Raw genomic sequence first — 19807 nt, 5'->3', positions numbered from 1 at the left:
TCTACACCTTACTTATTTTAACTGAATTTGGCACTTCATGCTATATGATAATAGATTCATGGAAGAAAAAGTTAAAGGCTGTCGATTGATAGCCTGATTTCCCCTGAGAGACGACAAAATCCCCTGATTTTTTTACGGATCTTTATAAAGACGAACTCGTGGGCTGTTTTGTTTCACTAATCCATTCAGAATCGATAGTCCTTGTTAAATAAAAGAAGCCTGACGAGGACGCCAGGCTTCTTAGGTTTACGGAGTTGGAGCTGCTTTATATTCACTGTCTTGTGATGGTTTCGATTTAAAAAATAGGTCACGGTCTCTGAAGAGAAAGACCATCGATAGAACGAATGCAAGCAAGTCTGCTATTGGGAAGGCGATCCAGACGCCATTGACCCCGAATGCATAAGGAAGAATCAACACCAGTGGAATAAGGAATAGTACTTGTCGTGCCATAGACAGGACAAGCGCCGGCTTCGCCATTCCTAACGCTTGATATAATCCACCGCTGACAACTTGAGCACCGATCAACATGGATAGGGCGAACATGATCCGGATCGCTCCAGCACCAGTTTCAATGGTGGCATTATCTCCTGTGAAGATGTTCATCAAGTTTTCAGGGAAGACCATCATGATGATAAAGATCCCTGCGGAGATGATAGAGACGACCTTCAAACCTAATTGGACCGTCTCTTTCAGGCGTGCAAAGTTCTGTGCACCATAGTTGTACCCGACTATCGGCTGCATACCCTGAAGGACACCGATCATCGGCATGATGGTAAACATGGCTAGCTTCTGGACGATTCCGAAAACACCGACTTCGAATTCCCCTCCGAACTTGATAAGCATCAAGTTAATGGCAATCATCATACCGCTTCCGGATACTTGACGGATAAAAGCAGGCATACCGATTGTCACGACCTCTTTAAGCACCTTCCATTGAGGTCTCAAGTAAGAAAGGTGAACATTCAGGGATGACTTTCCTCGCAAGAAATAGAACAAGATGACAATCGATACGCTCGCTTGTGAGATGACGGTAGCTAAGGCAGCCCCTTGGACTCCCATATTCAGCGTGAAGATGAAGATAGGGTCCAGGATAATGTTCAATACTGCCGGAATGATCATCGTCATCATCGCAAAACGAGAATTACCTTCCGAACGAATGATGTTATTCGTTGTAAAAGCGAAGGAGAAGAAAACAGCTCCCAACATGATCGGGAACAAGTAATCCTTTGCATATGGCATGATGTTCTCTGTCGCACCGAAAAGATGCAAGAGTGGCTCTAAGAACGTAAACGCTCCGATGAAGCCGAACAAACTGACGATAAGAATGGAGAACAAGACGTTCCCGAAAACTCGGTCTGCTTCGTCCGGTTTATTCTCGCCTAGTCGGCGGGAGATAACGGAAGCACCACCAATACCGACCGCAGCGGCTATAGCCATCATGATCATCATGACAGGAAAGCCGATACTCACGCCTGATACACCAAGAATTCCGACTCCTCTTGCAATGAAGAGGGTGTCGATGACGTTATACAATGCCATGACGAACATGCCGATCATGGCTGGAATAGATAGATTGGCAAGGAGTTTAGGTATCGGTTGTGTTCCTAGACGTTGACTTTGTTCTTTCATTCGCTGTCCCTCCTATGGCAGTCTGGTCGCATGTTGTCTTGCATGCGCTGCAAAGTACTCACCATTGCAATGATTTCCTCCTCAGGAATTCCTGCAGTCAATTGCTCTTCAATTGTCTGGATGATGTCTGTGATGATCTCTTTCAGGTCATGACCAGCTTGAGTCAAAGCGACCATCTTCGTGCGTTTATCATGTTCACTCGGCTCTTTGGAGATTCTTCCGTGCTTCAATAGAGAATCAATAATACCGTTCATCGATGACGGACGGATGAATAACCGGTTCTGTAATTCGGTTTGGGATTGCTTTCCGTATTTAGCAAGGAAGAAGATGACCTTGGACTGGGCATGGGTCAAGTCATGCTCCCCGAGTTTTTCGTTATATATATTTTGTAAAAAGTGCGAAACGACATGGATATTGTATCCAGGAAGGTTCCGGAATTCACTGTTTTTCATTTACTTAGCCCCCTAAACAAATTAAGTATAATTTACATCCTTTAAGAAGTAAATCATTTTGTTTTCTCCTTGTAAAACGTTTATGAAAGTCTGGCATAAGGGTACTGAAAGAGACAGAACTAGTTCTCCCTAAGCGCTTGTAGTAAAATAAAGGAAATGACAAGGAGGGGGTAGTCATAGAGGTTTTCCACACTAGAAATCGAAAAACGATTTTCGGTTTGATGTTCATTGGTTTAGTCCTGTTATCCAATCTGCTTTTGTACCGAGGCGGCTTGACTGTGGATATCCCACCGGCTGTGGTGTTGGGGACGCTGATCGACATGTTGGTAATTATTCCAACTGTCCTCTTTCTGTTTGTCCTAAGACGAAAGCCTACCTTGTCCGTTTTTGTCCCTTTATTCTTTCTGAGCGTTTTGTTCATTCAGTTAGTCGTCCCTTCCGGGGTGAAAAGCAACATCGGTTACTTAAACACAGGCATAGTGATAGCCGAGGGGGTTCTGGTCTTATCGGAATGTCTCTTGATGATCGTATTATTCCGCTACTTTCTCAGGTGGAAGCGCATCTTCAGGGAAGCGGATGGATATCACCTATTACCCCGTATGAAAAAGGCGAACGAACTTACTTTCCAACCCCCGCGTTTAACGTTGCTTAAGAAGGGGGCAGGCTTGATTGTAACAGACGCAGCAGCAATCAGGTATTCGCTATTGCCGCATTTGGATACGGTACCGAAGCAGGAGGGTGCCTTTTCCTACCACAAAAAAAGCGAGTATCTCGGAGTCTTTCTCATGCTCGTCCACGCGATGGCCATCGAGATCATAGCCGTCCATGCAATGCTTGCGCAATATAACCATACAGTAGCTTGGGTTGCCACTATTCTGGATGTGTATGCTCTGTTATTTATCATTGCGGACTACCAAGCTATCCGGAAATCCCCGATCATTATCCGGCAACACGATCTACATATACAAAAAGGACTTCGGTTTCACATCGATGTCCCAATCCATCAGATTAAAACCATTCATCTTGGAAAAGAACCAATCAAACATCGCTCATCCTTGTCGCTGACACTAACCGGGTTGGAAACGCCGGTCCCAGACTTTGTCTTGACACTACGTACCCCTTTATTAGCTTATTTAGCTTTCGGCAGGACGCGTTCCGTTCGTACAATATGTATTTCAGTAGATGAGCCGGAGCGTTTTCTTAGCGAGTTGCAATCAAAGGGTGTGGAATTTTTGGATGAGTAAAGAAGGAGTGTAGGAACAATGCCTCGTTATGAAAAAGGACTGTTTATCTTTAATGGCAATGCAGGAAACAAAGAGATGGAGCCTCAACTATCGCAAGTACTGCCTGTCATTGCTCAAGCAGTCAAACAGTTAACTTCCATTCAGACAGAAAGCATTGATGAATTGAAAGACGTTTGCCAGCAGTATGGCAGCGAAGTCGATGTGATGATCATATTAGGCGGGGATGGTACCGTCCATGAATGTATAAATAGCTTAGCAGAACTCGAGAAGCGTCCTGTAATTGGTATTCTGCCTGGTGGTACATGCAACGATTTCAGCCGAATGATGGATATGCCACAGAATTTACAACAAGCAGCCCGCGCCTTAGTAGAAGGCGAAGAACAGCCTGTGGATGTCGGCCGCACGGAGAGAAATTACTTCCTGAATTTCTGGGGGATCGGTCTCGTCACACAGACTTCTTTCAACATCGACGAAGGACAGAAAGCGAGGTTCGGCGTTCTCAGCTACTTTATCAGTGCATTGAAAACAATGAATCAGGCGGACCCTTTCGAATTCAAGATCGATGTGGACGGAGAGAAAGTGGAAGGCGAGGCTGTCATGGTAGTCGTGATGAATGGCCGTTTCATTGGTACAAGACCGTTACCGGTGCCAGCCATTGATGTTTCAGACGGTAAGTTTGACGTATTGATCATCAAGAACTCGAATTTGACGTTGTTCAAGGAACTAATGACAATGGGGCAGCCCGGAACAGACGAAAGCCGCTTCCAAGAACTCCACCATAGACAAGGTAAGAAAATCAAAATAGAGATCGACTCGGTTCAAGAGGTCGACATGGATGGGGAAATCAAAGGGAGTACACCAGCACACATTGAAGTCTTGCCTGAGCATTTCACCTTCCTGAACGGTCAATCTGGACGCTTCGATCCTTCCCATCAAAATCAATAAAAGGAGAGAAAAACGATGTCCATACTAAAGCAGGCAGTCCATGGCGTGTTTATTCATACGGAGAATTTGAAGCGATCGGCAGCTTGGTATAGCTGGTTGCTTGATTTGCCTTATAACGAATCAGAAGTCGAATCGCCCGTCTATAACATCCCCGTACATGAAGGCGTGCACCTTACGATCGATGACCATACTTTCGATCCTGAACACGTATTTGAACCTGTTCAAACTCCTGTGTTCAATTTCTTTACGGAAGATGTGAAACATAGTTATGACCAATTGCAAGCGAATGGAGTAACGATCACAAGGGACATCGAGCAACACGGAGACTTTGGCTGGTTCAACATAGAAGACCCCGACCGTAACACTGTCATGATCTGTGGGACTATCCAAAAGTAAGGTAAGAAAACGGTTCTGTCATGAGAGGAAGTGGACAGTGGGGTAGAAAATAGGTCGCTTTCCGCGGCGGACGCCGAGCCTCCTCGGGCTAACGCCCTGTGGGGTCTCGCCGTTGTCCGTGCATCCCGCAGGAGTCTTCCCATTTTCCACCCCACTGTGCCATGAGTAGTGAGAACAGAACCGAACGTTTCTTTACAACGGTAAGTGGTTATGGTCTCACAAGGGTGGTGGAGTAGCGGAAAAGTTCCTCCTCAATAATACAGGAGATTCACAATTGCCCGCGTGGCGCGACCGGTTGCTTCAACCCGGCTTACTGCATAAAACAGAGGCGAAAGCATTTTATCGGCTCTCGACACTCACGAAAAAAGCGCCGAATATTCAGCGCTTTAATTGTGGCAGACGGAGATGCCGAGAGGGTAGTAAACATTGTCTCGAGGGGGTTCAATGAGTACACCATCTTGATAGAAGAATTCCTTATCATCAAAGTCATCGAACAGTGCTTTGAATTCTTCAGGTGTGATTTGATGGACATGAAACGGAGAGCCGCACTCTATTCCGCGTCCCTTTCCGAACGGAGTGGAAACGATCAATGTTCCACCAGGACGAAGTAGCTTCTTGTAATTGTCGAACAAACGCTGTTCATCCTCAATATGCTCGTACGTTTCAAAACTTAACAGGCAATCGAATGTACCGACTTTTTCAATGAGGTCTGGGTCTGTTGCGTCGCCTGTGACGAACGTTGAATTCGGATGGTAATAGGTGGCTTTAGCGTAGTCGATGATCTCTTGGTCAAGGTCCACCCCTACTACCTCGTCCACTTCGTTTTTACGACCTTTTGCAACCATGTGCGTGCCATATCCAGCTCCGCATGATAAGTCCAGAACTCGTCCTCTTACATAAGGTAAAGCGAATTGGTAGCGGGCGATATGCTCAAGCAATAAATTGTTCATTGGATCCATATACGCTGGAATCACTCGTTCTCCAGTATCTTCAACCACATTGGTTCACCGCTTTCAAAAAGTATGTGTCTATTATCCCACACATGATTTTGTAATCCAAAAAAATCCGGAGGAACATTTGACCATTAAATGACATTGAACTTATACTTACGGTAACGTGAACAAAGAAGAAAGGGCGAAAACTATGAGTGAACACGAACAATACAACGAGAAAAAACAGGACCCTTCATTGAAGTTGTTCGTTGTGCTGACTAAAGCGCAGCGGGCAATCGCTGATCTCGTCAAAGACGATATCAAGCGATACGGACTCAATCCGACCGAATTTGGGGTGCTTGAGCTTTTATATCACCAAGGAGCACAGCCGCTCCAAAAAATCGGCGAGAAGATTCTTTTAGCCAGTGGAAGTATCACCTACGTGGTGGACAAGCTGGAGAAGAAAGAATACCTAGAGCGGGTCCCTTGTCCGAAAGACCGCAGAATTACGTATGCGAGTATTACGGAAAAGGGTGAAGAATTGCTTCATGGTATCTTCCCGGATCACTGGGAGCAGATTAAACAGATCACAGGTGGCTTGACAGAAGAGGAAAAGAGAGACGCTGCAGAGCTGTTGAAGAAGCTCGGGCGTTACGCAGATCAACAAAAGAACTAGAATGAAAACGTTTTTTTCTGTATAATGAATGTATTCTAAAGACTAAAGGAGGTATGAGGCTATGTTACATGTGCACGCAATCGCTGATGAACTGAATTACTTTTGCCGTGCAATTATCCATGATTCTGCTGCTGACGGGACACGTATGTCCTTTTTTACAGCTGAATAGTGGTAATCATGTAACGTCTCATATCTGATCTTTATACACGACCAAAGTCAGAGGGAACGGGACCTCTGGCTTTTTTTGTGCCCAAATGTCTTTAGGAGGAAAATATAATGCTAATTACAATCAAAGATTTATATAAAATTGTCGGTGGACGCGAGCTATTTGAATCCCTTCAATTAGAATTGAAAGAAGGACAGCGCGTCGGTCTTGTCGGACGTAACGGAAGCGGGAAATCAACGTTGTTCCGAGTGATGACGAGAGAAGAACCGCTTGATGGCGGAGACCTTTTCATCCGTAAAGGACTAACAATCGGCTACTTGAAGCAAATACCTGAAGAGTGGGAAGGCACAGGGAGGGACTACTTGACCTCCGCCTTCGCATCCCTACTTGAAATGACGAGGAAAATGGAGACCCTGGAACAAGAGATGACTGACCCAGACAAAATGGAAAAAGCATTGATCCAATACGGAGAGTGGCAGGAACGATTCGCTCAGGCGGGTGGCTATGAGATGGAATCCTCTATCGATCAAGTAGCGAACGGACTTCAAATCTTGCACCTGTTAAAGCAGCCATTCCATCAGTTAAGCGGTGGTGAGAAAACAAAGCTCGGACTTGCCAAGATCTTATTGGAAAGTCCGGATGTGCTCTTACTCGATGAGCCGACGAACCACCTCGACCTTCCGGCTATCGAATGGTTGGAGAGTTATTTGCAGCAGTATGACGGGGCGATGTGCATCATTTCGCACGACCGGCTGTTCCTAGACCACATCGTGACAGATATTTATGATTTAGAGTCTGGTGATGTAGACGTCTATAAAGGGAACTACTCCTCGTTTGAGAAGCAAAAAGAAGAAAAATTGCTTGCGGAATTTCACCAGTATCAAGAGCAACAGAAGAAGATAAAGAAAATGAAAGAAGCGATCAAACGGCTCAGACAGTGGGCCAACGAAGCGAATCCTCCCAACCCGAAACTGTTCAAGAAAGCGAAAAGCATGGAGCGAGCGCTCGAGCGGATGGAAAAGCTAGACCGTCCTGTCCTCGATCCGAAGAAGATGAATTTATCGCTTGAGGCAGAAGGGCGGCTTGGCAAAGACATTCTAGTCGCAGACGACGTGAGGAAATCCTACGGTGGTAGACAGGTGCTTCAAGGTGTTGATCTACACGTCCGTAATCGAGAGAGGGTCGCAATAGTCGGAGGTAACGGAAGCGGCAAGTCGACGTTCCTGAAGATTGTACTAGGACAGGAAACGCAAGATGCGGGCCTTATTAAAATGGGGCCTTCCGTTGAAATCGGTTATTTGCCACAAAACCCTCTGCAAGATGCAGATCGCGATGTTCGTATGATCGATTATTTCCGCGAGTTCATACGCGTTACGGAAGGGCAGGCGCGCCACATCTTAGCTGGGTTCATGTTTTATGGATACGATGTTTTTCAGAGAATCCGACATCTCAGCGGCGGAGAACAGATGCGTCTAAAACTCGCCATCTTTATGCACCAAGGCATCAACGTACTGGTCCTTGATGAACCGACGAACCATTTAGATGTAGAGTCACAGCAAGTGTTGGAAGAAGCGGTGAATCGCTTCGAAGGCACCGTGATCGGCGTCTCACACGACCGTTACTTCTTGAACCAGTGTTTCACGGATACCGCTTATTTAGTAGACGGTGTCCTACATCGTTATATTGGTAACTATGATGAAACGCGTGAGCATTGGAAGGCACTCTCTAAAGAGAAAGAAACTGTTGAAGTAAAAACACCTACTCCTAAGCCTTCGTCTATGAAGAAGAAGGAAGGACCGGCGGTGGAAGAACAGATTGCCTCGCTTGAAGAGCAGAAAGAAGCTGTTATCAGTCAGATGGAACAAGAAATGGAATGGAGTCAGCTCTCAGAACTTGAGAAGGAAAGGGAGCAGCTTGATCAACAACTAGAAGCTCTGTATGCCGAGTGGATGGAATCATAACAGAAGGCAGCGGGATCACCGCTGCCTTTTTTGGGTCTTGAATGACACCTTTACAATTCTGTAGGTACAATTTAACATGGAATCGGACGTTTACAATTGTGTAATGTGGGTAACATATTAGTAAAATATAGAGATGTAATGGTAACAAAAAGGGGAGGGACAGCTATGATTGACTCTAAGGTTGTCGTTTACACAAGTCGTGATTGTGTGCATTGTGAGTCAGTGATAACCAAACTATCTGAATGGAATATAGATTTCGAGGAGCGCAATATTTCGGATAACCGTGAGTATTTTAAAGAGCTCCAGAAGCAAAAGGTATATGGAACACCAGCAACATTCGTGGATGGTGAAAAGGTTCTTGGTTTTCAGGAGAGAAAGCTGAAACGAATCCTAGGGATACCGTATGAAGCGAAACAATTCAATTAAGATGCCATGAATTTTTCTTAACCGTTCAAGTGATCATTGGATCACTTGTTTTTTTTTCACTTTTTTCGGTGGAGTACATAGGCTATTAGTAAATATGGTCAAAAGGTGGTCCATCATGTATCCGAATTATAACCAGTATCAGGACTGGGCACGATATCAAGCTGCTTATTTGTATGGAAGGAATATGTATCCGAACGGGTACCAGCAGAATATGCCCGTTCAATACCCGATGAATGGCTATCAAGGGTATCAGGTGCAGAATCCGTATAGTTACTATTATCCAGGATATACTGAAAATGTTCAGGGAACCGGAACCGAAGCCAAAGGTTTCAATGGTTTCAACGGAAGCGGTATTCAGAAATCCGTAATGAATTATTTCCAAGATGACCAAGGGCAGTTTGATTTTGATAAAATGATGTCAACGACAGGGTCAATGATGAAAACCTTTCAACAGGTGAGTCCGCTTGTAAAAGGAATCGGTACCTTTGTTAAAGGGATCAAGTAACACGCAGACTTCCTGCGTGTTACTTGGCAGTACATAGAGGCGGAGGGTTCAGTATGAGTGTTGGGTGTTTATGTATCCATGGCTACACCGGAAGTCCAGAAGAAGTGCAGCCTTTGGTGGATTATTTAAAGATTAGAACCGATTGGGAGATGGTCAACCCGACACTTCCTGGTCACGGTGAAGAACTCGACCTTGAAGGCCATTACTATCAAGAATGGGTGGCGACGGCTGAATTGGCATTACTGGACTTGCAGAAACGGAATGACACGATTGTCATCATCGGTTTTTCCATGGGTGGTATGATCGCTTCTTACTTAGCTGCAAAATACGATATCAAACGTCTCGTTCTATTATCAGCAGCAGGAAAGTACGTCAGTCTGCCGCAAATGTACAAAGACATCGTCGAAATGTGTATGGACGCCTGGAAAGGTCTATTATTATCGAATGAACTATTTCTTCGTTATCAGAAGAAACTAAAACAAACTTACTGGTTCTCCACTCTAGAATTCATGAAATGCGTACAATTTACGAAGCCTTACTTAGCGGACGTTCACTGTCCAGTGCTCATTATTCAAGGGGAGTTGGATGGAATGGTGCCTCGAAGTGCGGCGGATTTCCTCGATCAAGAGCTCGGAGCAGAAGATCGGGAAGTCGTGTACTTAAAGCATTCCAAGCATCTCATCTGTCACGGGGAAGACCGGGACGAGCTGTTCAACCGTGTGTTGGAGTTCCTGATCGATCTTGAGGGGGTAGAGGATGAGTCAACAAAACAGTAAAGCGCCGATCGAGACACCGTTTTACTATGGCTGGGTCGTCGTTTTCATTGCTGGGCTTGGGGTATTCTTCTCTGGGCCTGGGCAAACGTATTCCGTTTCCATTTTCATAGATTACTATATCGAGGACTTTGGTTACTCTAGGTCTCTCGTATCCGGTATTTACTCCGGTGCTACGTTGTGTGCAGGACTTGCGATGTTCATGGTGGGACGCTTCATCGACCACTTCGGTCAGCGGGCCATGATGGTCGGTGTCGGACTGTTGCTTGCAGTCGCATTGTTTTGGAATGCTTTTTTGATCGGCGCCGTCATGATGTTCTTCGGGTTCTTCATGATCCGTCTATTCGGACAAGGATCGATGACGTTGATTCCAAACACACTTGTACCGCAATGGTTCATTAAAAAAAGAGGACGAGCACTGAGTGTGATGGCGATCGGTGGTTTTGCAAGTTCCGCCCTACTACCGCCACTGAACACGTGGGCGATTGAAACCTTCGGCTGGAGGATGACGTGGGGCATGTGGGGAGTAGCACTACTTGTAATATTCGTACCACTTGCTTACTTTCTGGTGCGCAACAAGCCAGAGTCCATAGGGGAAATACCTGATGGGACCCCTAAGCCGGTAAAAGGGGAGCAGAATCCTGCGGAGACCGCGGAGGTAAATGAAAAAAGCTGGACGCTTAAAGAAGCGATGGCGACCAAAGCGTTCTGGTTCATTCTCTTCTGTGTCACGGTGCCGGCATTGGTCAACACGGCAATCACCTTCCATATCGTTTCGATCATGGACTTGAAAGGGCTTGGTACTGGTGTGGCCGCGTTCGTTCTTACTCTTATGGCGGTCATCGGATTTCCGGTCACCTTCATCAGCGGCTACTTAGTCGATCGTTTCTCTGTCCATTACATACTTGCCATCACATTCTTCGGTCACGTCATGACGCTTCTCCTGCTATTCTTTACGAACTCTTGGTGGATGGCGCTTGGTTTCGGCGTTTTCTGGGGATTTGTGAATGGCTTTGAACGGATTGTGTTATCGATTGTGTGGCCGAATTACTTCGGACGCGAGCATTTGGGGAGCATTAAGGGGCTTGCTCAAACCGTGATGGTCATCGGCTCAGCGCTTGGGCCGCTGCCGTTCGGTATTTTCTACGACTGGCTCGGTGGGTATCAGGAGGTCATCTTGTTGACGCTGTTGTTCCCGGTGACGGCAACGATTCTGGCGTTATCGTCGCCTCAGCCTAAGTATGAAGACTATCATGGGTGAGAGAACTTCGTGCTTTATAACAGGACCAGCTTCAAATAGACGAGTAAGTACTGTCGGTTCTATAAGGTATTGTGAGACGGTGTTGGAGAAACGACTCGCGTTCCACGGGCGTCCGCTGAGCCTCCTCTCTTCCTTCGGTCGTTGCGGGGTCTCAGACTGTACTATGCTCCCGTAGGAGTCTCATCGTTTCTCCAACACCTTTACCCTAAGTAGTTTGAACCTCCCTCATTACGCTACTTTCATGATAGGAGAAGGAAGTCCATTATTTATAGGTTCTGTTCCCACAAACTCTTGTCTAGTAGGGATGAAGTGCCTCCTGCGAAGAGCACGGACAAAGGATCAATGCATACTTTATCAACGACATAAAAAACCCCCGTCAGATAACTGACGGGGGTTTTCTATTAGTCTTTGAAAAAGGCGATGACAAGTCCGCCTTCTCCGGCGTATGTGGAAATGAGTGGGCCCATGTCCATGAATAAGCCTTGTTTGAAGTTGTAGCGATCTTTGATGGTTTCAAGTACGGAGCGGCCGCGCTCTTCGTCGTTTGTGTGGGAAAGAGCGATGACCTTGTCCTCAAAATTGTGTGCGTAATCTCCGATCTGCTCGATGAAGCGTCGTACGGATTTTTTATTGCCGCGTACTTTCTCCACTACATCGATCATGCCTTCATCCGTTGCCCTCATCAATAGCTTGATGTTCAAGGTTTTAGCAATCGTTCCTTTCACGCGATCCAAACGTCCACCTTTGATGACATTCTCCAATGTCTTCAATACGAACAATGTGGTCGTTTTTTCAATGCGTTCTTCCATGTGAGCGATCACGTCTTCGAATGAGGCCCCTTGATTGATTTTGGATGATGCTTCGTGTACGAGAAGGGCGACGCCGCAGCTTGCCGTTTTCGTATCCAGTACGACAATCTCACGTTCCGGTTCTTCTTCCAGTAGAAGGTTTTTACCCATTACAGCGCTTTCGAATGTGCTGCTGAGACCAGAACTCAAAGACAGAACAAGAATCTGATCATCGGGGTCGACTTGTTTATATTTTTCGTAAAAGTCATTGGGGCTCGGTGATGATGAACTAGGTAGCTCATCGGCTTCTCTTACTTTCTTATAAAAAGTAGGTAAATCAATAGTTTCCCCTGTCTTATAATGTTCCTCTCCAAAGTGAAGGTTCAGAGGTACTACTGTCAGTTGGTGGCGTTCGATCATGCCTTGTTCGAAGTCGGCACCGCCATCGACAAATAGTCGGATCGTCATATTCACACCTGCTCTCATGATTGTAGTTTTATTATAACGTAAATACGTGTTTTAGAGTAAGCACGCTAAGACTTCGTCGTATTATGGGTAAGTTTCGGTTTCACTTTCTTGGTTGTACTGAAAATGAACATCATCAGTCCGAACAGCACAATCGCTCCGCCAAGCCACTGAGACCAAGAGACGATTTCGCCGAATAGCCAGTAAGCAAGTAACGATGCACCGATTGGTTCGAGCAAGGAAGCCATCGAGATTGTTGAAGTACTCAACCATTTCAATGCCCAGTTGAACAGCGAATGTCCGAAGAACGTCGGAATGATCGCAAGGCAAAGAAAGATGCCCCACTGGCTTCCGTCGTATCCTGTAAAAGGCTGACTGGTCACTAGGTTATAAATCAGTAACGTGACAGCGGACATGCCGTAAGCGATGAAGGTGTAAGTCATAAGCGAAAGTCGACTACGCAAATTCTGTCCGACCAGGAAGTACCCAGTCACCATCATCGCACCTGCTATCGCTAAGATGTCCCCTAAAAGGGCCATTCCACTAACCTGGAAGTCTCCCCAGCCGATGATTGCACTACCTGTTACGGTAATGACGAGGCTAAGCAGTGCACCGACCGAGAACCGTTCCTGGAAGAAAAGGTACGTCCCGACAAAGGCGAATACTGGCTGCAGTGCAACGAGCACAACGGAGCTCGCGACTGAAGTGTACTGAAGGGATTGAAACCAGAAGATGAAATGAAAGGCGAGAAATACGCCCGAAACCATGGCAAGAACCCAATCTTTTTTCGTAACTTGTTTGAGTTCGTCTAAATGTTTCCATACTACATAAGGAAGCATGATCAACACAGCAAGGAGGAGTCGGTAAAAGGCGATCATGGAAGCAGGAGCATCTCCCGCTGCTTTCACGAAAATTGCTGACGTAGAAATCGCAAGAACTGGTATTATCAAAATGATATATGGGTGGATCGGAGGCTTATTCACAGGTACCCTCCCTCTAGTTAACAGCAGTTTTCCATTATTTTATCATTCTTCTGTTTGAAAAGCACAGTGAAAATGTGTAGAATGAACTATGTTATATGTGTTATGATGAATGAATCTATCAGGAAGATACCAGAGAAGCCTCTCCCGTGTCCTGTGGCAGAAGGCTTTTTTTACATGTATATAGGAATACAATAAGGTAGAAGAACTTATATTTAAAGGAGCATGAAATTAGTGACAACATTTAATTCACTCGGTTTGTCAGACCCGATTCTAAAATCTTTAGACACTATGGGGTTTGAAGAAACCACACCGATTCAAGAACAAACGATTCCACTTGGTTTAGCAGGTAAAGATGTAATTGGCCAGGCGCAGACAGGAACAGGGAAAACAGCGGCATTCGGTATTCCGATGCTTGAGAAAATTAACAAAGGTACAAAATCCGTTCAAGGACTGATTGTAGCTCCAACACGTGAGCTTGCGATCCAAGTAGCGGAAGAAATGAACCGTCTAGGTAAAGGGAAAGGCGTTCGCGCGCTTCCTATTTATGGTGGTTCGAACATGGAACGTCAAATCCGTTCACTAAAAACCAACCAAATAGTCGTTGCGACACCAGGACGTCTTTTAGACCACATTCGTCGTAAAACGATTAAACTATCCCACGTGCACACTGCTGTACTAGATGAAGCAGACGAAATGCTGAACATGGGCTTCATCGACGACATTCGTGATATTTTGAAAGCTCTACCTGAAGAGCGTCAAACGTTGCTATTCTCAGCAACTATGCCTAAAGCGATCCGCGACATCGCGACAACGCTTATGAACAGCCCGGAAGAAGTTAAAGTAAAAGCGAAAGAAATGACTGTTGAGAACATCGAACAGTATTACGTTGAAATTCCGGAGAAGCATAAATTCGATACACTGACACGTCTATTGGATATCCATGACCCAGCCCTAGCAATCGTCTTCGGTCGTACGAAGCGTCGTGTTGACGAAGTAGCTGACGGCCTCCAGGCTCGTGGCTTCTCTGCAGAAGGCATCCACGGTGACCTTACACAAGGAAAGCGTATGTCTACACTGAACAAGTTCAAGCAGGGACGTATTGAAATCCTTGTCGCAACAGACGTTGCAGCACGTGGTCTAGATATCTCTGATGTATCTCACGTGTACAATTTCGATATTCCACAAGACCCAGAAAGTTATGTACACCGTATCGGTCGTACAGGACGTGCCGGTCGTAAAGGGGAATCGATCTCATTTGTAACACCAAGAGAGAAAGATCAACTGAACTTGATCGAGAAAATCACGAAGAAACGCGTCGAGCGCCTGAAAGTTCCTTCTTCTGAAGAAGCAGCACGCGGCCAGCAAAAAGTAGCAGTAGACAAATTAGTGGATACGATCGGTAACACCGATTTGAAACACTATAGTCAATCTGCAAACGAACTGCTGGAGCAGTATGACGCTTCTGATCTTGTAGCGGCAGCGCTGAAAATGATGACAAAAGAACGCAGTGAAGTACCAGTGCGCCTGTCTCACGTTCAGCCGATCAGCGTGAAAAACGCTCAACGCGACAAGAACAAAGGTAAAGGCGGCAAGAAGAACTACCGCGGTGGCGGTAAGCGTAACTTCAACAGCAAGAACAAATCCCGTAACCGTAACTTCAACGGAAGCAAAGGGAAGCGCGGCAACTTCCAAAAGCGCAACTCTTCTAACTAATATAGTTTAAGCCAGACCCTAGTGGTCTGGCTTTTTTTTGTTTGTGTGGCGCTGGGTGGGCGTGTTCTGTGAGTTGCCGCGCACAAAGCGGGGAAGTCGCGCGCAAAGCAAGGAAGTCGCGCACAAAACAAGAAAGCCCTATCCCAATTCCGTCCATAAACTTGAAATTTTCTCAAAAAGATGCAACCTAGAGAGAGATAGTAGCGTCAGAAATAATAGGACGGCAAAAACAGGGAGCGGTTAAGCTTGGAGTTAGCGCAGCGATTAAAGAATAGAGAAGAGGCGGCATTTGCTGACGTCGTCGATACATATGGGGATGAGCTGAAGCGCGGATGCTTGTTGATGGTGCGCGACCGTTTGTTGGCAGAAGAGATCGTCCAAGATACATTTGTCCAGGCATTCCGGAAGATAGAGCAGCTAGAGGACGGCAGCAAATTGAAGAGTTGGCTGACATCCATTGCTTTCAACAAGTGTCGTAGTGAGTTGCGGAAGCGGAAGTGGAAGTTTTTTTCGTTCGATGAGTACGAGCATCATTTCGAAAATGTGCATTACGACGATCCGGAATCGTCCATCGATGCCTACAGCCGCCGCCAAACTTTATCCAGAGCGCTGATGGGGTTGAAGCAGAAGCATCGGGAAGTGCTCATCCTTTTTTATTATCAAGAGTATTCAATAGAAGAAATCGTACATATTCTAGATGCGAAGACTTCGACAATCAAGAGTCGTCTGCACCGTGGCAGGCAAGAGATGCAGAAGAAGTTGGAAGAGGGAGGGGATTTTCATGAATTCGAACGTTAAGAAAGAGCTGGACTACGAGCTTCGAGACGAGCATTTTGCGTCCAAAGAGATCGTACTTGAAAAAAACAGCCAGCCTGTCACGATAAAAGAAAGGGTTCGCGATTTATGGAATAAGGAAATAGAGATTCCGGTCGTTCCCCTCGCTACTTCCATCGTGATTGCTTTGACGATGACTGTCGTCCCTTATACGACGAAAACGCCGCAGCCGAAGTCAGGCATTGTAGAAATTGATGGTAGTTATTATTGGCAAGACCGGGTGGAGGAGCTGAGAGAAAATGCGGATTAAGTTGAAAGTGAAACACGTTTTCGGGCTGTTGATTGTGTTTGCGGCGGCGTTGTTTATGTTCGTTAACTGGATTTATCCACCTGTACGGTCCGATGCGAAGAGCCCTTATGAAGCGATTGAGCGTTTAAAGAGTGATCACATCTTTGTGAAGGGGCGCATGTCGTATATCGAAGAGAAGATTGTCATGCCTCAGGGTATACAGAGGTTTGATGTATTCAAGAGTACCACAGGCGCGGCATCCGCTGACTTTTTAGGGGAAGGGGAAATCCCGCTTGAGGTCAGGGCTCCTTTCTTGAAAGAATACTTAGAGGATGGTTATAAGCAAGGGGCTTATACAGAAGCTCTGCAACAATATAGTATGTCCTTTTTTAAAAAAGGGGATTTGCAGCAGGCGATTGACGTGGTGGAGAAATACTTAGCGAAATACCCTGGTAAGAATGAAGCGTATTGGGAGGCTTACTTCTTAAAGGTCGAGTTATCTTCCATCAAGGACATCGACAAAGCGCTCCAGCTCGTCGAGTCGCTAAGTTCAGCGGAGCGGGCTGTATTACCGGAACCGCTGAAGTCGGAAGCTTTGGAGGTGGAAGTACGTCACTTGCTCAGTCAGAAGAAGTACGACGAAGCATACCAAAAGGTCGAGAGCTACCTGACTCCAGACGGCTGGGGTCATTCCGGGGAGTATTTAGAGCAAACGAGACGGAATCTCAAGCGCTGGACAGAGGGCGAAACGGGGCTTCATACAATATCAGGGACGATTACTACCGATGACGGCGATCCCGTCGCGAACTCGATTGTTTATGCGAAACCGGAGGCAGATATCAACACGTTCCGTGGGGAGGAACACGAATTGCTACCGCATGCTTATACGGATGAGGATGGTAATTATACGATGTATGGAGTGCCTGATGGGGAATATGCATTCTTTTTCGGTACACAGTTCGAACAGGTGAAAGGCTATGCTTGGCCGGAAATCGACCGTATTTATAAAGTCGATCAGGATCTTACATGGAATGCTGAATTGAGAACCTTGATCCAAACCTATCAGCCGACGAACTTCGAAGTCGTGAAAGGAGACGAAATGACGTTTGATTGGGAGGGAGTGGACGGAGCCGCTTATTACCAAGTCCTTCTGGAAAAGCATGTAGACAGTGGTTCGACGACGAGTGCCTTTCAATCCACCGATCAAGACGAACTCACGGTGAGCCTGGAAGAGCTGTATGATTTCTTAGGTGGCGTGAGTCTTTACGACGAAGATGAGCACGGGGGTCGTCCGATACCAGAGAGTCTTCTTTCTCTTGCTTACCCCGACGCTGAGCGGTCCTGGAGTGTGATCGCTTTTGATAAGAATGGTGAATTTCTCTCATCCAGCCAAGGGTTCCGCTTATCGACGGAGCAGGAGGATAGCGTCCCGTTCTTTTCAGTGGAAGAGCGCGAGTTGACGGAAGCGGACCAGGCTTTATTGAATCATGAATACGAGCGTGCAGCCTCTCTTTATAAGGAAAAAGGGGATGCTCACTCACTCCGGATGTTCATCCGCCTGAAAGAACATGAAAAGAACTCTGGTGACTTACTTCCTCTGAAAAGGGAGTATGCAGAGGTCTCGGGCGTCCCTGGAGCATGGAGAGACCTCGCGAGTGAGGCAAGCAGGGAGCGGAAGTGGGAGATCTACTTCGAGGCGATGGACCATGTTCTGCAGCAGGATTCTTTTCTGGATGATTCCGTTCGTGCTACCTATGCGACGGCTCTAGCGAAGAACGGTCGCTATGAAGAAGCGGAAAATTGGTTCAAGAAAGCCTCGGAACTTGGATCGGATGAAGCGATTCGAACGTGGACAGCACTGAAGATTTACCAAGAAGGCACGGACGAAGCGTTGGCTATTGCTGATCAATATCCTTCCTATCACGGTCCATTCGATGAAATGGCATTCGGAGATTGGGAGAGTCTGTTAGAGGCTCTGAAACAAGAAGCGGTCGACGAGGGTGCTTCTGAACAGTTGAAGCAAGGGCTTGAGGTTTTCTTCAGTCCGGATCAAGATATCGAATCGTGGGTTGAAAGGAATAACCTGTCAGATGTACTAGAATCATTTTTCAAAGAGATTCAGTAAAGGTCGCCTCCCCAGGCGGCCATTTTTAAATAGACAAAAAAAGACTCCGCCCGAAGGCAGAGTCTTCTATTATAAGAACCGTCCAAACAACGAAAGCACTACGAGGAATATGATGACGCCCCACAAGATGTTCTTGCCGTTCACCCCACCGAAGCGTCGCCGCTTCTGCCAGCGGTTCGGATCAAACCGGACTTCATGATCGTCGTAACTTCGTGCGTATTTCGCCCGCACTTGCCATAGGGAAAAGGACCTCGCATTCCGCAGGACGACTGGCGCGATCGCAAATCCGCCGATCAGACCGAAGAGGTGAGCGTAAATGTTGATACCAGGGCGGAAGCTCATCACGAACCCGAGAATGAAGATGACCATGATGATCTGAGAATTGGCTGCATCGATCAAGTCTTTCCGGTTCATCACCATAAATACATAGACCCCGAAGATTCCGAAGATCGCACCGGATGCTCCTAAGTGCGGTTGGAAAGAATCCGGGTTGATCAGAAACGTACCGAGGTTGCCGATAATACCTGCGAATAAGTACATCATGCTGAATTTCACTTTTCCTAACATCTGTTCAAGTGCCGGCCCGAACAAAATGAGCGAGAATGAGTTGAAGAACGCGTGTCCGAGACCATTGTGTAAGAAGATTGGGGTCACGAGCCGCCAATACTCCCCGTTCAACACGAGGGCGTTCAAGCCGATGCCCCAGCGCTCAAGCCCGATGGCGAACCCAAGCTGCAGGAAATCCGTCAGAAACCATAATACAAGGTGGAGCGCAACGAGCCCCGAAACAATAGGATAGAAGCGCAAGAACTCTTTAAATGATTCATTTCGTAAAAACATAGATTCATACTCCTTTGAAAGTGCGATCCTCTATCATTCTTTTTACCCTCAAACCATTTCGGGTATACTACAACTAGTCTATGAATAAAAAGGAAGATGTATGTGATTAAAGGGATCGGAATCGATCTGATTGAATTAGATCGTATTAACCAAAGTATAAAGCGAAGTTCTCGTTTCGTTCAACGAATATTAACTCCACTCGAACAAGAGCGGTACAGACAATTGAATGAAAAGCGGCAGACGGAGTTCGTCGCAGGCCGTTTCGCAGCTAAAGAAGCGTTTGCGAAAGCTGTAGGAACGGGTATCGGTACATTAAGTTTTCAAGATATCGAGATTCTACCAAGTGAACTCGGCGCACCGATGATGCGTGTCAAAGGATATGAAGAATATAAGATCTGGGTGTCGATCAGCCATAGCACGACACAGGCAATCGCTCAGGTTGTCCTCGAAACAACCTGACATAA

General features: G+C 46.3%; 21 protein-coding genes. 15 read left to right on the top strand and 6 right to left on the bottom strand.

Annotated elements, in window-relative coordinates; genetic code table 11:
• Positions 1–246: 246 nt before the first annotated feature.
• Both E4663_RS14530 and E4663_RS14525 read right to left on the bottom strand, forming a co-directional pair.
• Positions 247–1629: an MATE family efflux transporter gene (locus tag E4663_RS14530; protein ID WP_135328156.1), complete on the bottom strand. Its 1383-nt coding sequence runs from the start codon at positions 1627–1629 to the stop codon at positions 247–249.
• Positions 1626–2081, bottom strand: a complete 456-nt coding sequence (locus E4663_RS14525; RefSeq protein ID WP_135328155.1) for a MarR family winged helix-turn-helix transcriptional regulator — start codon at positions 2079–2081, stop codon at positions 1626–1628. Before E4663_RS14525 ends, E4663_RS14530 begins: the two co-directional genes overlap by 4 nt.
• A gap of 221 nt (positions 2082–2302) precedes the next feature.
• Here E4663_RS14525 and E4663_RS14520 point away from each other — a divergent pair, with 221 nt between their 5' ends.
• The 3 genes from E4663_RS14520 to E4663_RS14510 are packed head-to-tail and all read left to right on the top strand — an operon-like array spanning position 2303 to position 4666.
• Positions 2303–3325, top strand: coding sequence for a hypothetical protein (locus E4663_RS14520; protein ID WP_135328154.1), 1023 nt, complete (start codon positions 2303–2305; stop codon positions 3323–3325).
• Between the two features lie 18 nt (positions 3326–3343).
• Complete coding sequence (locus E4663_RS14515; protein WP_079477106.1) at positions 3344–4270, top strand: YegS/Rv2252/BmrU family lipid kinase; 927 nt, start codon at positions 3344–3346, stop codon at positions 4268–4270.
• A gap of 15 nt (positions 4271–4285) precedes the next feature.
• Complete coding sequence (locus tag E4663_RS14510) at positions 4286–4666, top strand: VOC family protein (RefSeq protein ID WP_079477105.1); 381 nt, start codon at positions 4286–4288, stop codon at positions 4664–4666.
• 386 nt (positions 4667–5052) lie between these two features.
• Here E4663_RS14510 and E4663_RS14505 read toward each other — a convergent pair whose 3' ends face one another.
• Positions 5053–5616, bottom strand: coding sequence for a class I SAM-dependent methyltransferase (locus E4663_RS14505; protein ID WP_338323646.1), 564 nt, complete (start codon positions 5614–5616; stop codon positions 5053–5055).
• 193 nt (positions 5617–5809) lie between these two features.
• Here E4663_RS14505 and E4663_RS14500 point away from each other — a divergent pair, with 193 nt between their 5' ends.
• The 7 genes from E4663_RS14500 to E4663_RS14475 all read left to right on the top strand — a co-directional run bounded on the left by E4663_RS14500 (position 5810) and on the right by E4663_RS14475 (position 11366).
• Positions 5810–6274 carry a MarR family winged helix-turn-helix transcriptional regulator gene (locus E4663_RS14500; protein ID WP_079477103.1) on the top strand — a complete coding sequence of 155 codons (465 nt, stop codon included), beginning with the start codon at positions 5810–5812 and terminating at the stop codon, positions 6272–6274.
• Positions 6275–6335: 61 nt separating this feature from the next.
• The gene (locus E4663_RS20325; protein WP_303047402.1) at positions 6336–6443 is read left to right on the top strand and encodes an RAxF-45 family protein; all 108 of its coding nucleotides are present in this window, start codon (positions 6336–6338) and stop codon (positions 6441–6443) included.
• 107 nt (positions 6444–6550) lie between these two features.
• Complete coding sequence (abc-f, locus tag E4663_RS14495; protein ID WP_135328152.1) at positions 6551–8401, top strand: ribosomal protection-like ABC-F family protein; 1851 nt, start codon at positions 6551–6553, stop codon at positions 8399–8401.
• Positions 8402–8566: 165 nt separating this feature from the next.
• Positions 8567–8827 carry a glutaredoxin family protein gene (locus E4663_RS14490; protein ID WP_079477101.1) on the top strand — a complete coding sequence of 87 codons (261 nt, stop codon included), beginning with the start codon at positions 8567–8569 and terminating at the stop codon, positions 8825–8827.
• Positions 8828–8942: 115 nt separating this feature from the next.
• Positions 8943–9332 carry a YppG family protein gene (locus E4663_RS14485; protein ID WP_158290507.1) on the top strand — a complete coding sequence of 130 codons (390 nt, stop codon included), beginning with the start codon at positions 8943–8945 and terminating at the stop codon, positions 9330–9332.
• A 53-nt stretch (positions 9333–9385) separates the two neighbouring features.
• Positions 9386–10108, top strand: coding sequence for an alpha/beta hydrolase (locus E4663_RS14480; RefSeq protein WP_079477099.1), 723 nt, complete (start codon positions 9386–9388; stop codon positions 10106–10108).
• Positions 10089–11366 carry an MFS transporter gene (locus tag E4663_RS14475; protein ID WP_135328150.1) on the top strand — a complete coding sequence of 426 codons (1278 nt, stop codon included), beginning with the start codon at positions 10089–10091 and terminating at the stop codon, positions 11364–11366. Before E4663_RS14480 ends, E4663_RS14475 begins: the two co-directional genes overlap by 20 nt.
• 401 nt (positions 11367–11767) lie before the next feature.
• Here the strand turns inward: E4663_RS14475 and E4663_RS14470 are convergent, their stop codons facing one another.
• Both E4663_RS14470 and E4663_RS14465 read right to left on the bottom strand, forming a co-directional pair.
• A complete protein-coding gene (locus E4663_RS14470) occupies positions 11768–12622 on the bottom strand; it encodes a DegV family protein (protein ID WP_135328149.1) in 855 nt (284 codons plus the stop codon).
• A gap of 65 nt (positions 12623–12687) precedes the next feature.
• A complete protein-coding gene (locus E4663_RS14465) occupies positions 12688–13602 on the bottom strand; it encodes a DMT family transporter (protein WP_135328148.1) in 915 nt (304 codons plus the stop codon).
• Positions 13603–13833: 231 nt separating this feature from the next.
• Between E4663_RS14465 and cshA the strand changes: the two genes are divergently transcribed.
• From cshA to E4663_RS14445, 4 genes are all read left to right on the top strand, one after another.
• Complete coding sequence (gene cshA / locus E4663_RS14460; RefSeq protein ID WP_135328147.1) at positions 13834–15315, top strand: degradosome RNA helicase CshA; 1482 nt, start codon at positions 13834–13836, stop codon at positions 15313–15315.
• A 246-nt stretch (positions 15316–15561) separates the two neighbouring features.
• A complete protein-coding gene (locus tag E4663_RS14455; protein ID WP_135328146.1) occupies positions 15562–16113 on the top strand; it encodes an RNA polymerase sigma factor in 552 nt (183 codons plus the stop codon).
• Positions 16097–16399, top strand: coding sequence for a hypothetical protein (locus tag E4663_RS14450; RefSeq protein WP_135328145.1), 303 nt, complete (start codon positions 16097–16099; stop codon positions 16397–16399). Before E4663_RS14455 ends, E4663_RS14450 begins: the two co-directional genes overlap by 17 nt.
• Positions 16389–18503: a carboxypeptidase-like regulatory domain-containing protein gene (locus E4663_RS14445; RefSeq protein ID WP_135328144.1), complete on the top strand. Its 2115-nt coding sequence runs from the start codon at positions 16389–16391 to the stop codon at positions 18501–18503. Before E4663_RS14450 ends, E4663_RS14445 begins: the two co-directional genes overlap by 11 nt.
• Positions 18504–18572: 69 nt before the next feature.
• On the opposite strand, the gene E4663_RS14440 is transcribed toward E4663_RS14445, so the two are convergent.
• A complete protein-coding gene (locus E4663_RS14440) occupies positions 18573–19343 on the bottom strand; it encodes a rhomboid family intramembrane serine protease (protein WP_135328143.1) in 771 nt (256 codons plus the stop codon).
• Between the two features lie 102 nt (positions 19344–19445).
• Between E4663_RS14440 and acpS the strand changes: the two genes are divergently transcribed.
• Positions 19446–19802, top strand: a complete 357-nt coding sequence (gene acpS / locus E4663_RS14435) for a holo-ACP synthase (protein WP_135328303.1) — start codon at positions 19446–19448, stop codon at positions 19800–19802.
• Positions 19803–19807 lie beyond the last annotated feature (5 nt).

Origin of the sequence: Halobacillus salinus, assembly GCF_004684905.1 — a bacterium.
Taxonomy (GTDB): domain Bacteria; phylum Bacillota; class Bacilli; order Bacillales; family Halobacillaceae; genus Halobacillus; species Halobacillus salinus.
Note: the sequence above shows the minus strand (reverse complement) of the source record. Positions and strands in the feature narration are given on the sequence as shown.